Genomic DNA, 15,273 nt, shown 5'->3' with positions numbered 1-15,273 from the left:
TAGATGGCCATAAGGACTGTGCTGTTGGCAATGCTGCTGGGCTTTGCTCCCTGGGTGGGGGCGGCCGAAGGTGTGCCGAAGCAGGTCCATCTGGTCAGCGAAGAATGGCTCGACTACACCAACGCCGACGGTAGCGGGGTTGCCTGGGATGTACTGCGCAAGGTGTTCGAGCCTGCCGGGGTCAAGGTCGTTACCCAGAGCGCGCCTTACAGCCGTGCGGTGGGTCTGGTCAAACGGGGCGAGGCCGATGCCTGGGTCGGCTCCTACAAGGACGAGGCTGACGACAACCTCTACCCGCGTTGGCACTTCGACATGGACCATATCTACGCCCTGGGGCTGGTCGCCAAGCCTGTGCCCACACCCAGCACGGTCGGCCAGTATCGCCTGGCCTGGGTGCGCGGCTACGACTACGCCAGCTATCTGCCCAATGCGCACAACTTCCGCGAAATCCAGCGCCGCGAAGGCATTCTGCCGATGCTCGAGCATGACCGAGTGGACTTCTACATCGATGCGTTGACCGAAGTCGACTACGTGCTGGGCCAGGCTTCCGAGCCTGCGCGTTTTCGTAAAACCCATGTCGCCGAGCTACCGCTGTACCTGGCATTTGCCCACAACGAAAAGTCCAAGGCGCTGCGCGACCTGTTCGACAAGCGCATGGCCGAGCTGGTGCGCAGCGGTGAATTGAAGCCGATTTTCGAGCACTGGAAACAGCCGTATCCGTTCACCACCGACAGCCAGCCGCAGTGAGCGCTACCCGCTCCCATACAGGTTCGGCGTCTTGAGGGCGGGCCTCTGCTAAGCATCGAACTTTTCGATCTTAAGCGACGGTATTCAGCCAGCGCACAGGTGCCGACCTGCTGATACAATCGCCGCAACAGAAATTTCCTACTTATGCCAGGAGCACAACGTGCCCGTCGTCTTTGTTGCCGCCTCTAAACTCCCGACGCCCTTTGCGACCTTCACCATGCATGGCTTTCTCGACGAAGCCACCGGCCGTGAGCATGTGGTGCTCAGCCTGGGTGATATCGCGGACGGCGAGCCGGTGCTGGGGCGCCTGCATTCCGAGTGCCTGACCGGCGATGCCCTGTTCAGCCAGCGCTGTGACTGCGGCTCGCAACTGGAAGCTGCCCTGCAGGCCATCGCCCGTGAAGGCCGTGGCGTGCTGCTGTACCTGCGCCAGGAAGGCCGCGGCATTGGCCTGTTGAACAAGATCCGCGCCTACGAACTGCAGGACGGCGGCGCCGATACCGTCGAAGCCAACGAACGCCTGGGCTTTGCCGCCGACCAGCGCGACTATGCCATCTGCCTGCCGATGCTCGAGCACCTGGGGGTGAAGGCCCTGCGCCTGATGACCAACAACCCGCGCAAGGTCAAGGCCCTGACCGACATGAACATCGTCGTCGCTGAACGTGTGCCGCTGCATACCGGGCACAACCCGCACAACCGTTACTACCTGGCCACCAAGGCCGGCAAGCTCGGCCACATGCTGGGCAACGAACACCAGGGCGAGGTGCCCCAGGCGTGACCCGCGCCGAGGTCAAGCGGCGCCTGGCCCTGGCCTGGTGGCAATACCTGGCGATAGGCCTGGTGCCGCTGCCGGTGATGGCCTGGGCTTTTGGTGGCGGTGATCCATTGATCCCGGTGCTGGCCATGCCGTTGTTCATCGCCGGTGCGGCGACCATGTTCCTCAGCCTGCCGCGCTTTGGCGCTTACAAGCGTGCCTTGATCAGTACCGCCAAGGTGCTCGGCAGCAGCGAGGAGCCGGCAGCCTGGATCGAGCTGGCGCGGGTGCGGCGGCTGGCCATGCTGTATGCCTGCTTCCCTGCCTGGGTCGCCGCGTTGTCGGTGCTGGTGGGGCTGGAGGCGGTGCCGCAGATTCTTCTGGCACTGTCCACGGTGGTCGTGCTCTACCTGTACCGCATTCCGCGTCAGCTGGGCTGATGCGCGTATTCCTCTGGCTGCTGGCGCTGTGCGCCTGTGCCGCCAGCGCGGCTGAGCCGCTGCGGGTGGTCAGCCTGGCGCCCTCGATGAGCGAGATCATGCTCGAGCTGCAGGCCGATGATCTGCTGGTCGGCATGCTCGATGGCGGCGAGCGCCCGCCAGCGCTGCAGGATGTGCCTTCTGTGGGCCGTCTGGGGCAACTGAACATGGAGCGCCTGCTCAGCTTGAAGCCTGACTTGCTGCTGCTGTGGCCGGGCAGTGTCGCGCCAGCGCAGCGTCATCAGCTCAAGCGCCTGGGCATCGCCACGTTCAGCGCCGAGCCCCATAGCATTGACCAATTGATCGATCAGATCGAAGCCATCGCCCAGCGCGTCGGCCGTGACCAGCAGGGCCGGCATTATGCGCAAACCTTGCGCGACAGGCTGCGGCACCTGCGTCAGCAGTATCGGCGTGAGCAGCCGCTGCGGGTGTTCTATCAAGTCTGGGACAAGCCGTTGTACACCCTCGGTGGCCGGCAGGTGGTCAGCGATGCCCTGGCCGTGTGCGGCGCACGCAATGTTTTCGCCGATCTGAGCCAGCCGGCGCCCCAGGTGAGCGTGGAATCTGTATTGCTGCAGGACCCCCAGGTGATTCTGGCGGGTGACCAGGCGCAGCTGGCAAGTTGGGAGGCTTGGCCACGTCTGAGTGCTGTGGCCAGTGATCGTCTGTTGGTGGTGCCGGACAAGGGCTTGGAGCGGCCCAGCGGGCAGATGATCGAGGCCACCGCGCGCCTGTGTGCGTTGCTCGACGCTAGAGCGCCGGCGTCCAGGTGACGCTCAGCAGCACAGTGCGGCCTTCCTCGCGGTAACCGTGGCTGGCGCCCTCGTAGCTGTACCGGGCACGGCTGTGGCGGTGGTCCAGCAGGTTGTCCAGCTTCGCTTCCAGTTTCAGCTCATCCGTTGCTGCCCAGCTACCCCGCAGGCCGAGCAGGCCGAAGCCGGCGAGCCGGTTGCGGTTGGCTTCGTCATCGTAGCTGCTGCTGACGGCTTGCCAGCTCCCGCCCACGCTGAACGGCCCGAATGCGCGGTCCAGGTCCAGGCTCACGGTACGGCGGGCACGGCGGGCGAGGGTATGGCCGCTGTCGCGGTCACGTGGGTCGATCAGCGCCAGCCCCAGCTGGCTGCGCCACGCGCCCCATTGCTGGTCGAGCGACAGTTCAAACCCGTTGACCCGCGCCGAGGCGACATTGCGTGGGATCGAGTCCTGGCCAAAGATGATCGCGTCGCGCAGGTCGGTGCGGTACAGCGAGGTCTCCAGGCGGCTGTCGGCGGTAAGCTGGCTGCGCCATTGCAGCTCGTAGCTTCGGGAATGCTCCGGGTTCAGGTCGGGGTTGCTGAACTGTGGGTAATACAGGTCATTGAATGTCGGTGCCCGGAAGCCTTCGCTGTAGGACAGCAGCACATCATTGTGCGCGTTCAAGGGCACGGTAAGGCTACCGCTCCAGGTGGTCTGGCCGCCGAACTGCTGGTTCTGGTCGCGGCGCACCCCCAGTTCGGTGGAGAACCGCTCGCCCTTGTACCGATGCTGAATGAAGGCGGCGCGGTTCCAGCGACTGTCCTTGTTGAAATCGGTGTTGGCGTGCACGCGGTCTTCGTACCAATCGCCGCCGATCAACAGGTTGTGCTGCTCACCCAGGGCCAGGTCGTTTTGCCAGGTAACCTGATCGCGATAGGTGTTGAACACGGAGTGCTCATCGCTGAGCTTGTCGCGTTTGTCGTCACGGTTTTCGCTGTGGGCAAGCTCCAGGCGTGAATGCCAGGTGTTGTTGAGCTGGGCGTCGAAGTAAGTGCGCAGGCTGCTGACGCTGAAGTCGGTGTAGGGTTTTTGCCCGAAGCTTTCGAAAGTGACCGGGTCAAAGCCACCGTACGGATTGTCGTATTCACTGCGCCCGCGGCTGTCGAGCAGGTTCAGGCCTGCCTCGAAGCGTTCGCCGAAGGTGTGGCTGAGGCTCAGGTTGAGTGACTTGTTACGGAACGCATCATGATCGCCGTCGCTGGCAAAGGAGGGGCCTGTGGCGTCAATGCCGGCAGTCTCGTCCAGGCTGGCACCCAGGTTGAAGCGGGTGGCGCCGTCGCCACCGGACAGGCCCAGGCTGCGCTGCCAGGTCTGGTTGCTGCCGGCGGCCAGGCGCAGGCGTGGCTGCAGCCCGGGGCCGCTACTGCGGCGGGTGAAGATCTGGATCACGCCACCCATGGCGTCGCTGCCGTATACCGCCGAGCGGGAGCCGCGCAGCACCTCGACACGCTCTATCTGGTCAACGTCGAGAAACTGCAGGCCACTGTCGCCAGAGGTGGCGTTGGCGATGCGTACGCCATCCACCAGTACCAGGCTCTGCGCCGCCTTGGTGCCGCGGATGAAAATGCCGGGCACGCTGCCGCGCCCGCCGGTGGGGGCCACTTGCACGCCTGGGACACGGGCCAGCAGGTCGGTGACGCTGGTGGGTTGCAGGCGGTCGATGTCGGCGCGGGTGAAGACGGTATTGGCGGCGCTGGTGGCGGTGCGCGACTCGACCTGGCGGTTGGCGCTGATCAGGACGTCGGGCAGTTTCAGGGCGTTGTCGCGTTCAGCGGCCAGGAGCGGAAGTGGCAGGCACAGGAGGGTGGCGGTGAAGCTCGGGATTTTCATGGGCAGTTCCAGACTATTCGCGGGACAAGCCCGCTCCCACAGGTTTGTCACTGTTCTCGAGAAGAGTGATGTACTTGTGGGAGCGGGCTTGTCCCGCGAATGGGCCGCAAAGCGGCCCCAAGGATTACAGCCCGAGCTTGGCCATCCGAGCCTTGACCGAAGCCTCGATCCCAGCCACATCCAGCCCACACTCTGCCAGCATCTGCGCAGGCTTGGCATGCTCGACATAAAGGTCTGGCAGCCCCAGGTGCAGCAGCGGCTTGGTCACCGCCTGGCTGGCCAGGAACTCGCCCACGGCAGCCCCCGCACCGCCCATGATGGCGTTCTCTTCGATGGTTACCAGCAGCTCATGGTTGGCAGCCAGTTCGAGTACCAGTGCCTCGTCCAGCGGCTTGACGAAGCGCATGTCGACCACTGTGGCATTGATCTGCTCCGCAGCCTGCAAGGCCTCGCTCAGCTGCACGCCGAACACCAGCAAGGCGACCTTCTCACCCTGGCGGCGGATGACGCCCTTGCCGATCTCCAAGGGTTCAAGGTCGCTGCTGATCGGCGCGTTGGGGCCCGTACCGCGTGGGTAGCGCACCGCCGCCGGGCCGTTGTACAGATGGCCGGTGGTGAGCATCTTGCGCAGCTCGTTCTCGTCGCTCGGGGTCATCACCAGCATGCCGGGGATGCAGCGCAGGTACGACAGGTCGTAGCTGCCGGCGTGGGTCGGGCCGTCTTCGCCGACCAGGCCGGCGCGGTCGATGGCGAACAGCACATCGAGGTTCTGCACCGCCACGTCGTGGATCAATTGGTCATAGGCGCGCTGCAGGAACGTCGAATAGATCGCCACCACCGGCTTGCTGCCTTCGCAGGCCATGCCTGCAGCCAGGGTCACCGCGTGCTGCTCGGCAATTGCCACGTCGAAGTAGCGCTCCGGGTAGCGTTCGCTGAAGTCGACCAGATCAGAGCCTTCCTTCATCGCCGGGGTAATGCCGACCAGGCGCTTGTCGCTGGCGGCCATGTCGCACAGCCACTGGCCGAACACAGCGGAATACTTGGGCCCGCTGGGCTTCTTCGGCGCGGCGGGCTTGTCGGCAGGTTCGAGCTTGGTGATGGCGTGGTAGCCGATCGGGTCGACTTCGGCCGGGGCGAAGCCCTTGCCCTTTTTGGTCACCACGTGCAGGAACTGCGGGCCCTTGAGGTCACGCATGTTGCGCAGGGTGGCGATCATGGTCGGCAGGTCGTGGCCGTCGATCGGGCCGATGTAGTTCCAGCCCAGTTCTTCGAACAGGGTGCCTGGGACCAGCATGCCTTTGGCGTATTCCTCGGTGCGGCGGGCGATTTCCCAGGCGCCAGGCAGGCGCGAGAGCACCTTCTTGCTGCCCTCGCGCATGCTTGCGTAGGTGCGGCTGGAGAGGATCTTGGCCAGGTAGTTGGACAGGCCGCCGACATTGCGCGAAATCGACATGTCGTTGTCGTTGAGGATCACCAGCATGTCGGCGTTGACTTCCTGGGCGTGGTTCAACGCCTCGAAAGCCATGCCGGCGGTCAGGGCGCCGTCGCCGATCACCGCGATCGACTTGCGTGCACTGTTCTGCAGGCGGGCGGCGATGGCCATGCCCAGCGCTGCGCTGATCGAGGTGCTGGAGTGGCCGACGCCGAAGGTGTCGTATTCACTCTCGCTGCGACGCGGGAAGGCGGCGATGCCGTCCTTCTGGCGCAGGCTGAGCATGCGCTGGCGGCGGCCGGTGAGGATCTTGTGCGGGTAGGCCTGGTGGCCGACGTCCCACACCAGCCGGTCGTCCGGGGTGTCGAAGACGTAGTGCAGGGCGATCGTCAGCTCGATGACGCCCAGGCCGGCGCCAAAATGCCCACCGGTCTGACCCACGGTGTAGAGCAGTTCCTGGCGCAACTCGTCGGCCAGGGTCTCCAGGTCGGCTTCGGCCAGCCGGCGCAGGCCGGCAGGCGTGTCAGCGCGGTCGAGCAACGGCGTGACCGGGCGTTCGCGGGGGATCTCTTGAAACGTCGTGGGCATCAGGCGAGTCGTTATAGGTGTGAAGACGCGGCAGTTTACCCCATTGTGGGAAAAGTGCCCATTCGACCACGGGTTGTGCGGGATTGGCGTCGGTGCTTAGTTGCGGCGTTCGACGATATAGCGTGCCAGCGCCCGCAGGGGCTCGGCATTTTCCCCAAACCCTTGCAATGCGACCAGCGCCTGGTCGCGCAGTTCGATGGCATAGGCCTTGGCGGCTTCCAGGCCCAACAGGGCCGGGTAGGTCGGTTTGTCTCGTGCGATGTCGGCGCCCTGGCGCTTGCCCAGGGTGGCGGTGTCGCTTTCTACGTCGAGGATGTCGTCCTGCACCTGGAACGCCAGGCCGATGGCCTGTGCGTAGGTCTGCAAGGCATCCAGTTGCGCCTGTTCGGCGCGGGCGCTGGCCAGGGCGCCGAGGCGCACGCTGGCTTCGATCAGCGCACCGGTCTTGTGCCGGTGCATGAATTCCAGGGCTTGCTGGTCCAGCTTGATACCCACCGACCCCAGGTCGATGGCCTGGCCGCCGACCATGCCCGCCGGGCCGGCAGCCTTGGCCAGGGCCTGGACCATGGCCAGGCGCAGGGTGTCGGACTGCGGGCTGAGGCGTGTGTCGAGCAGGGCGCTGAAGGCCAGGCTCTGCAGGCCGTCACCGGCCAGGATGGCGCAGGCTTCGTCGAAGGCTTTGTGGGTGGTGGGCTGGCCGCGGCGCAGGTCGTCGTCGTCCATCGCCGGCAGGTCGTCATGCACCAGCGAGTACGCGTGGATCAGCTCGACCGCGCAGGCCGCGCCATTGGCCTGTTCGGCAGGCGCACCCAACGCTTCGCAGGCCGCGTAGGCGAGCAGCGGGCGCACACGCTTGCCGCCGTTCATCACGCTGTAGCGCATGGCGGCATAGAGCCGCTCGAGCTCTTTGGTTGGCGCTTCGAACAGGGGTTCGAGGGCGGCGTCGACGCGGGCCTGGCAGTTGGCCTGGTAGCTGTTGATCATGCTTGCGGCTCGGCGTCGAAGGGTTGGGCTGCCAGCTCGCCGTCGCGTTCCAGAAGAATCTGCACCTTCTGTTCGGCCTGGGCCAGTGCGCCCTGGCAATCGCGGGTCAGGGCGATGCCTTGCTCGAAGGCGGCCAGCGAATCTTCCAGCGACAACTCGCCGTTCTCCAGGCGCTCGACCAGGGCTTGCAGGTCTGCGAGGGATTGCTCGAAATCGAGGGAGGCTTTTTTGCGGGCCATGGCGGCTGTCTCGGTGGCGTTCTTAACGGCGCGACACTAGCAGAGCAGGGCGGGGGGAGCAAACTTGTGAACGTCAGCCAGGCTTTGGGGCCGCAGCGCGGCCCCGCCGGTTTATCAGGCAATCTCGGCTTCGCGGGCCACCATCGCCTCGCGATACTGCGCCAGCTCTTCAATGGTCAGCACCGGCAAATTGTACTGCCGCGCATACACCGCCACCTGCTCCCCGCGGGCCATGCTGCCATCGGGGTTCATCAGCTCGCACAGCACCGCTGCCGGCCGCAGCCCGGCCAGGCGCGCCAGGTCTACCGAACCCTCGGTATGGCCACGACGGGTCAGCACCCCGCCGTTGCGCGCACGCAGCGGGAACACGTGGCCAGGGCTGACGATATGGCGTTGCTCGGCTGTCGAGCTCAGCGCCGCCGCGATGGTGGTAATCCGGTCGTGCGCCGAAACGCCGGTGGTGATGCCTTCGGCCGCTTCGATGGTGACGGTAAAGCCGGTGCCGTGGCGCGCCTGGTTGTTCTGCACCATCGGCGCCAGCTGCAGTGCGTCCACGGTGGCTTCGTCCAGGCACAGGCAGACGATGCCGCTGCAGTCGCGAATCATCATGGCCATGGTTTGCAACGAGATGTTTTCGGCGGCGGCGATGATGTCCGCTTCGTCCTCGCGGTCGTCGTCGTCCAGCAGCAGCACGGGGCGCCCGGCCTGGAAGGCGGCGATGGCGGCAGAAAGGTTGGGGAATTGCTTTTGCAGCATAGGTGACATGAAACGCTCCTCGTGAATGATCGATGAACGTCTCGGGGCGAACAAAACGCGCGCGCAGAGGCGCCCGAATGGCCCCTGCCTGACGCCTTCTTTCATCCGGACTATGACCGTCGGCTCTGGAGTCTCACCAGATCTGCTGACCCCCGGCATGGCCGGGGCGCTCGCGGGCTCATCTTTCGATTTACCGCCGGTGGGGACTTGCACCCCGCCCTGAAGACCGGCCAAGCATACAGCACAGTGCCACCCTGCTGGCAACCCGCGCGGCTAAGACCTTAGGCGACCGTGGGCGGTGAAACTGAAGCAACAGAAGGGCTTCTGTCGCCTTCAGAACCCGTGGTGATCCAGTAGGCGCGGGCTTGCCCCGCGAAGGAGGCCGGAACAAGTTTACCGAGACATCTCGTCGATCACTTTCTTCAGCGAGGCCGGCAACATCGGCCCATGCCCCAATCCGTCAAACCGCTCGAACCGCACCTGCAAACCCTTCACGTCGGCCAGGTCCGCTGCCAGCACTTGCGCCGGCTGCTCCCCATCGCTTTTCATAGATGCACGCGGGCTCGAAGGCTCGTCGCCACCACGCATCAGCAGCAACCTCGGGCGGTGATCACCCAAACGCTGTTGCAGCCCCTGGGCTTCGCCAACAATCACCCCGTCACGCCACCACAACGACGGGCTGGCCGCTGCGTAGTCACTGAACTCGGCCGGCCGGGTAAACAGCGCATGCAGCACCGCCAGGCCACCATAGGAATGCCCCCACAATGTTTGCCGCTGCAGGTCGATCGGCGCCACGGCGGCCACCCTCGGCCGCATGCGCTGGCTCAGCAGGTCGAAGAACGCATCCACGCCGCCGCTGGGCTGGCCGGTCAGCGGGTCACGCTGCTGCGCCTGCCCAGGTACCGACGGGGTGTAGTCATAGGTCCGCCCAGTTCGGTCGATACGCTGATCGGTCTGGTAACCCACGGCCACCAGCAACGGCGCCTGGCCTGCGGCGAGCTTGCTCAGCTGTGCGCTGTCCAGCGCGCCCAGCGCGGCATTGCCGTCGAGCATCCACAGTACCGGGTAGCCTGCGGCGGGGGCTGGGCGGTCCGGTTTGCCGACCCACAGGCGGTAATGGCGCTGGCCGTCGGCCGAATCCAGGTCCAGCTGGCTGAAGCGGTAGGCCAGGTCCTGGCGCTGCAGCAGTGACGTGTCCATCTTCTGCTCGCGTTCCGGCTTGGCCAAAGCGGCGGGCGCAGCCAGGGCCAGGGCCATGGCCATGGCCAGGTACAGGGGCATCTTGCTCATCGGGGAATCTCGCTCGGTCGTATAGGGTGGTCAACGGCTGATCAACACCTGCCGGCCGGTCGGGCGAACCTGCAGCCTGTAGGTTTGCGCCAGCATGGCCAAGGCCAGTGGCAAGTCATCGACCGGGAACGTGCCAGACACCCGCAGCTCGCCCAGGGCAGGGTCGCATTCAAGGTGCTGGTCGGTGTAGCGCGTCAGTTCTTGGGTCCACTGGCGCAGCGGCATGTCGTCGGCCACCAGCAGCCCGTTACGCCAAGCCAGGGTGGTTTCCCGCACCGCCTCGATGCTGCCCAGGTGCTCACGGCTGAAGCGCACTTGTTGCCCGGCCCGGATGATGTGCTCGCCTGGTGCCACGCTGGCGCGCTCAGGGCGTACCTGCACAGCGCCTTCATAGACGGCGAGCACGGTTTCATCGGCCAGTTGGCGCACGCTGAACCGCGTGCCCAGGGCAAGCAACTGGCCCTGCTGGGTCTGCGCCAGGAGTGGGCGGGGGTCGGCAGCGGTAACGATGTACAGCTCGCCCCGGCGCAGGTGCAGCAAGCGTTGCGCGCTATCGAACAGCACGTCCACCGCGCTGTCGCTGTTGAGGGTGATCTGCGTGCCGTCGGCCAGCCGTGCGTGCTGGCGCTCGCCCAGCGACGTCCGGTAGTCGCCGACCTGCGAGCGCCATGCCCACCAACTGAGGGGGGCGACGCCCATCAGCAGGAGCAGCCCGCGCAGCACGGCGCGCCTGCCCGTCGGGCGGTCCAAGGTCTGCTTGGCCAGCGTGGGCGGCACGCTGCCCAGGCGCGTGAGCAGGTGCTGCGCCCGTTTCCACGCGCGCTCGTGGTCGGCACTGGCAAGCCGCCAGCGCTCCAGCTCGCGCTGTTGGGCCGGCAGCAACGGCCCCTCCTGCATCAGCATCAGCCAGGAGGCCGCCTGGGCAAGCACCTGCTGGGGGATGGCAGCGTCAAGCGTGGCAGTGCCGCTATTCATCGGGCATCTGCGTCAGGCAGGTGAGGTAGGCCTCGTGGATGTACTTCTTGACGGTCGGCAATGCGATGTTCAGGGCTACGGCGATGTCCTTCTGCTTCATGCCGTCCAGCGTCGCCATCAGAAACGCCTGCCTGACCCGTGGGCGCAAGGTGTCGAGCAGCGCATCGATCTCGTGCAGGGTTTCCAGGATCACGCTTTGCAGCTCAGGCGAAGGGTGCTCGGGTTCTGGCAGCAGCAGCAGGGCTTCGAGCCAGGCGCGTTCCAGCGACTGCCGGCGGCGCCAACTGACCAGTACGCAATTGGCGATGCGGGTCAGGTAGGCGCGCGGCTGGCGGATCGGTTCGGCCCGCGCGCCCTCTCGGCTGGTCAGCACCCGCAAGAAGATATCGTGCGCCAGATCATCGGCCACGCCGCGCCCCCACGACCTCAGCCGGTAGGCGAGCCAGTTGCGTAACCAGGCGTGATTCTCGATGTACAGCGTCTCGACGCTGCACGGTTCGGTACTGTTCGGCGGGGAAAAGGGCGCATTCATCGTCGGTTGAATCGGTACATGACGGTCGCAAATGAAAACCATTATCACTAGAATTGCTCAGATCACAAGGCCGAATCGGTAAATTCAGCCGGTGCTCATGCCCCCATATCCTTTTTTCGATCTCGTGCGACAGAGGAGGTAACAGCCCGCAGCCAGTGGTGGGCGCAAACCCTACGAGCGAGATAAGCATGCTCCCAGTACGTTGTCCTTCACCTGCTCCGCGCCCTCGATTTTGCTTGGCGCCCATCACGTTTGCCCTGCGTTGCACGATGATCGGCTGCTGCGGCGCCGGCCTGTTGAACAGCAGCCTGGCCCTGGCACAGGACACCGGCACGGCTGCGCTCGCCGCCACCCGCCTGGACGATGCCACACCGCGTGACTACAACATTGCCCCGGGCCCGCTGGGCGCAGCCCTGGGCAGCTTCACCAGCCAGTCCGGGCTACTGGTGTCCTACGACCCTGAGTTGACCCGTGGGCGTACGGCGCCGGCCTTGAAGGGCCGGTATACAGTCAGCGAGGGTATCCAGCGGTTGCTGGCCAACGCCGGGTTGCAACTGGTGCCGAGCTCGACCGGCAGCTACGTGCTGATCGCCCAGCGCGCTGCGCCGAATGCGGCGGCCGAGTTATCGCCGACGATGGTCGAGGCCGCCGCCCAGGGGCCAGAGGCGCATACCTACAGGGCGCCACGCTCTTCGGTGCACCTGAACAGCGAACAGATCGACCGCTTCGGCCGTGTTTCCGCAGGCGATCTGCTCAACGGCGTGCCCGGCGTGCAGGTCGGTGACACGCGCAATGGCGGTGCCCTGGACGTCAACATCCGCGGTATCCAGGGGCAGAGCCGGGTGGCAGTCAAGGTCGATGGTTCGGAGCAGGCCTTGGACGTCTATCGCGGTTATGGCGGCACCCAGCAACGCAGTTACATCGACCCCGACCTGATCAGCAGCCTGACCGTGAACAAAGGCCCGTCGACCAAGTCTGGGGCGATTGGCGGCACGGTTGAAATGCAGACTATCGGCGTGCAGGACATTCTGGTCGACGGCAACCAGGTCGGCGTGCGCCTCAAGGGCGACCTCTGGGACAACGGCGTAGCCCCCGCTCATCGCAGCGCCAGCGCCAAGGATGAAAACCTCACCGCGCCACCCCGCGACAACCGCGCCAGCCTGTTCGGCTCCGAGGCTGAATCTGGCAGTGCCGCGTTTGCCTTCACCAGCGAGCGCCTGGACGTGGTGGCGGCATATGCGCACCGCAATCAAGGTAACTATTTCTCCGGCAAGAAGGGCCAGGATCGCTACCGCATCTATAACCAGTACGGCAGTGAACAGCCCAGCGTGGCGAGCACCTACAACGCGGGCGAGGAAGTGCTCAACTCTTCCTCGAAAACCGACTCGTACCTGCTCAAGGCCACCTGGCGCATCGCCGACGATCACACCTTGGACTTGGGCTACCGCCGCTACGATGGGCGTAGCGCCGAAATCATGCCTTCTGACATCTACCGCTACGGCACTGCGGGTATCTACCAGTACCCCCTGGGCGAGGTGAAGATCGATACCTACACCGCGCGCTATCACTACCTGCCTGCCGGTAACCCGTGGGTCGACCTGACCAGCAACCTGTGGATGACCGACGCCAAGACCAGCACGTTGAGTTCGTCATGGACTGCACCGGTTTCCCAGCTGTTTCGTACGGACCGCAGCTGGACACGGCAGGACAACCGCCGCATCGGCGGCGACCTGAGCAACGTCTCCAAATTCCAGACCGCCCATGGCGACTTCACACTGGACCTGGGCGGCGCGTTCCAGCTTGAAGACCTGCAACCGCAGAAGAATGTGCTGATCACCCAGCACGACATCGATGCCAACCGCACCCTGCGCGATGCATCCAGGCAGGCGTTCAGCTTCAACGGCAAGCTCGAGTACCAGCCGATCGAGCAACTGACCCTGTGGGGTGGTGGCCGGTACAGCCACTTCCGCACCAAGGACAACACCGTGCTGGCCAGCGCCCGGCGTGAGGATCGCGAGGTGCGCTATATCTCGGCGAGCGGCCCCAAGGGCTGGGGCAGCATGACCTGGTTCCCCGACCAGAACGGCCAGTACACCGACGCCACCGACCCGCGCCTGAACAACGGCATCGTCTTCGGCAACAGCAACGAGCCGTTCAACGGCGTGCGCTTCAACGACTTCGGTGCGACCCGCGTGGAGGTCAACCCAGAAGGCATCAGCAGCGTGGTCACAGGCTACGACCACACCCCGCAGGGCAGCAGTAGCGGCGGCGGCTTCGCGCCGGCTTTCGGCATCAATGTCGAGCTGATACCCGACACGTTCTTCTACGTCACCTACACCCAAGGCCTGCGCCTGCCTTCACTGTTCGAGACCAGCCAGGGCACCCAGCAAGTCACCCCCGGCAAAAGCCTCAAGCCTGAACGCTCGCAGAGCTGGGAAATCGGCGTCAGCGCCTTGCGCGACAACCTCTTTACCGCGCACGACTCGGCGGCGATCAAACTGGCCTTCTTCGACAACCACATCAAGAATTACATCACCCGTTACTACGACCCAAGCCCAGGTTTGTGGGGCCAGATGACCTTCAGCAACACCGACAGTTTCAGCACCCGTGGCCTTGAGCTGCAATCGCACTACGATGCCGGCCGCGTGTTCGCCGACCTGTCGGCCACTTACTACCTCAAGACCGAAACCTGCGACGCGGCGTTTGCCAGCAAATTGCGCGCCACGGCCAACCCCTACCAGAAGACCCAGGACACGCCCAACTGCACCCCGGGCAGCTTCATGGGCTCCTATACCAACACCCAGAACCCGCCGCGCTTCTCAGGCAACCTGACCACCGGCCTGCGCTTCTTCGACGAGGCGTTGACGCTGGGCGGGCGCGTGACCTACACCTCCGGCCCCACCAGCACCCTCGACAAACCCTGGCAGTCCGGCGCCACCACGCCGCAGGTCGAGTACCGCTCGGTGGCACTGTTCGATCTGTTCCTCAAGTACAAGTTGCTGGAGAACACCGAGGTGAATGTTTCGCTGCAGAACCTGACCGATCGCTATTACCTGGATCCACTGGCGCAGAGCTTCATGCCGGCACCGGGGCGCACGGTGCGGATGGGGATGGTGGCGCGGTTCTGATGGCAGGTGAGGGTGGTGGCGCAGCGGGTTTTGCCATCGTCCTGCATTTTCTGCAGGCATTAAAAAGCCGGCTTGTGGCCGGCTTCTCGGGGACGCTTCCGACTAATTTATGGTAAGCCGCAACCGCCTTAACTGTGTGGTCACAAGGACCTGATAGAGATGGCAAACGCCCGTATGGGGTGTCGCCGAGCCCTCTGGACCGCGGCTTGCGCCGGTCGGGGCTAAATGTGCCGCGTAGCATACAAGGGCTCGCGCAGGATGCCCAGCAAAAAATGGCACAGTGTGTTTCAGCCGGGGCGCTGCCGGCGGAAATGCGACCAGTGGAAGACCCAGCCGATAATCTCCAGGCCCTGTGCCTGGCGTTGGGCGCGGGTGTAGCGCTCGACGGCGTAGTTGCGCCGGTCGTGGCTGTGCAGGTACAGGGTGCCATGCTGGCCGAGGCTGAGGTTGTTTACCCTGAGCGTGCCATTGTGCAGCAGGGCGTAGGTTTCGCCCTCGATTACCTGGGTCATGCCCAGGTCCACAGCCAAGGTGGCCTCCTGCGGGATCAGCGGGGCCATGTTGGCGGCAGGCATGGCCAGGCAGATCGCCTGGTCTGCGGCAACGCCCAAGGTCTTCAGTGCCTTGCAGGGCAGGCGCAGGTGCTTGCTGGCAACCGGGGCAAGCCGGCCGTTATGCAATTCGTGCAGGGGCACTTGCAGCATCCGGCCGCCGTGGGCCGACAGCGGGGTGGGCGGGGTGTCG

At 65.0% G+C, this 15,273-nt stretch carries 14 protein-coding genes and 1 riboswitch; of the genes, 5 read left to right on the top strand and 9 right to left on the bottom strand.

Annotated features, from left to right (window positions below; all coding sequences use genetic code 11):
- Positions 1–3: 3 nt before the first annotated feature.
- The 4 genes from HU766_RS23505 to HU766_RS23490 all read left to right on the top strand — a co-directional run bounded on the left by HU766_RS23505 (position 4) and on the right by HU766_RS23490 (position 2,753).
- The gene (locus HU766_RS23505; protein WP_186661096.1) at positions 4–747 is read left to right on the top strand and encodes a transporter substrate-binding domain-containing protein; all 744 of its coding nucleotides are present in this window, start codon (positions 4–6) and stop codon (positions 745–747) included.
- Between the two features lie 160 nt (positions 748–907).
- On the top strand, positions 908–1,525 hold the full coding sequence (gene ribA, locus HU766_RS23500) for a GTP cyclohydrolase II (RefSeq protein WP_033703440.1): 618 nt from the start codon (positions 908–910) through the stop codon (positions 1,523–1,525).
- On the top strand, positions 1,522–1,941 hold the full coding sequence (locus tag HU766_RS23495; protein ID WP_047583478.1) for a hypothetical protein: 420 nt from the start codon (positions 1,522–1,524) through the stop codon (positions 1,939–1,941). The genes ribA and HU766_RS23495 overlap by 4 nt, the downstream gene beginning before the upstream one ends.
- Positions 1,941–2,753, top strand: coding sequence for a cobalamin-binding protein (locus HU766_RS23490; RefSeq protein ID WP_186661093.1), 813 nt, complete (start codon positions 1,941–1,943; stop codon positions 2,751–2,753). The genes HU766_RS23495 and HU766_RS23490 overlap by 1 nt, the downstream gene beginning before the upstream one ends.
- Here HU766_RS23490 and HU766_RS23485 read toward each other — a convergent pair.
- The 8 genes from HU766_RS23485 to HU766_RS23450 form a co-directional block, all read right to left on the bottom strand.
- On the bottom strand, positions 2,731–4,605 hold the full coding sequence (locus tag HU766_RS23485; protein ID WP_186661088.1) for a TonB-dependent receptor: 1,875 nt from the start codon (positions 4,603–4,605) through the stop codon (positions 2,731–2,733). The two genes, HU766_RS23490 and HU766_RS23485, sit on opposite strands and share 23 nt — an antisense overlap.
- A 124-nt stretch (positions 4,606–4,729) precedes the next feature.
- The gene (gene dxs / locus HU766_RS23480; RefSeq protein ID WP_033703435.1) at positions 4,730–6,625 is read right to left on the bottom strand and encodes a 1-deoxy-D-xylulose-5-phosphate synthase; all 1,896 of its coding nucleotides are present in this window, start codon (positions 6,623–6,625) and stop codon (positions 4,730–4,732) included.
- A 96-nt stretch (positions 6,626–6,721) separates the two neighbouring features.
- Positions 6,722–7,609 (bottom strand): (2E,6E)-farnesyl diphosphate synthase, encoded by an 888-nt coding sequence (ispA, locus tag HU766_RS23475; RefSeq protein WP_033703434.1) that lies wholly within the window; start codon positions 7,607–7,609, stop codon positions 6,722–6,724.
- Positions 7,606–7,848, bottom strand: coding sequence for an exodeoxyribonuclease VII small subunit (locus HU766_RS23470; protein WP_033703432.1), 243 nt, complete (start codon positions 7,846–7,848; stop codon positions 7,606–7,608). The genes ispA and HU766_RS23470 overlap by 4 nt, the downstream gene beginning before the upstream one ends.
- Before the next feature lie 114 nt (positions 7,849–7,962).
- A complete protein-coding gene (gene ribB / locus HU766_RS23465) occupies positions 7,963–8,613 on the bottom strand; it encodes a 3,4-dihydroxy-2-butanone-4-phosphate synthase (RefSeq protein WP_047583482.1) in 651 nt (216 codons plus the stop codon).
- A gap of 80 nt (positions 8,614–8,693) precedes the next feature.
- Positions 8,694–8,835: riboswitch (FMN riboswitch) on the bottom strand.
- Positions 8,836–8,997: 162 nt separating this feature from the next.
- Positions 8,998–9,894, bottom strand: coding sequence for an alpha/beta hydrolase (locus HU766_RS23460; RefSeq protein ID WP_186661084.1), 897 nt, complete (start codon positions 9,892–9,894; stop codon positions 8,998–9,000).
- A gap of 30 nt (positions 9,895–9,924) precedes the next feature.
- Positions 9,925–10,869, bottom strand: a complete 945-nt coding sequence (locus HU766_RS23455; RefSeq protein WP_186661082.1) for a FecR domain-containing protein — start codon at positions 10,867–10,869, stop codon at positions 9,925–9,927.
- A complete protein-coding gene (locus tag HU766_RS23450) occupies positions 10,862–11,401 on the bottom strand; it encodes a sigma-70 family RNA polymerase sigma factor (protein WP_033703427.1) in 540 nt (179 codons plus the stop codon). The genes HU766_RS23455 and HU766_RS23450 overlap by 8 nt, the downstream gene beginning before the upstream one ends.
- 188 nt (positions 11,402–11,589) lie before the next feature.
- Here HU766_RS23450 and HU766_RS23445 point away from each other — a divergent pair, with 188 nt between their 5' ends.
- Positions 11,590–14,529 (top strand): TonB-dependent receptor, encoded by a 2,940-nt coding sequence (locus HU766_RS23445; RefSeq protein ID WP_238338674.1) that lies wholly within the window; start codon positions 11,590–11,592, stop codon positions 14,527–14,529.
- 287 nt (positions 14,530–14,816) lie between these two features.
- On the opposite strand, the gene HU766_RS23440 is transcribed toward HU766_RS23445, so the two are convergent.
- Positions 14,817–15,273: S24 family peptidase (locus HU766_RS23440; protein ID WP_273028043.1), on the bottom strand; the 457-nt coding region annotated here is incomplete at its 5' end.

The organism is Pseudomonas sp. SWRI77 (assembly GCF_014269105.1).
Classification (GTDB): domain Bacteria; phylum Pseudomonadota; class Gammaproteobacteria; order Pseudomonadales; family Pseudomonadaceae; genus Aquipseudomonas; species Aquipseudomonas capeferrum.
The sequence above is the reverse complement of the archived record's forward strand: the minus strand, read 5'-3'. Positions and strand labels throughout refer to the sequence as shown.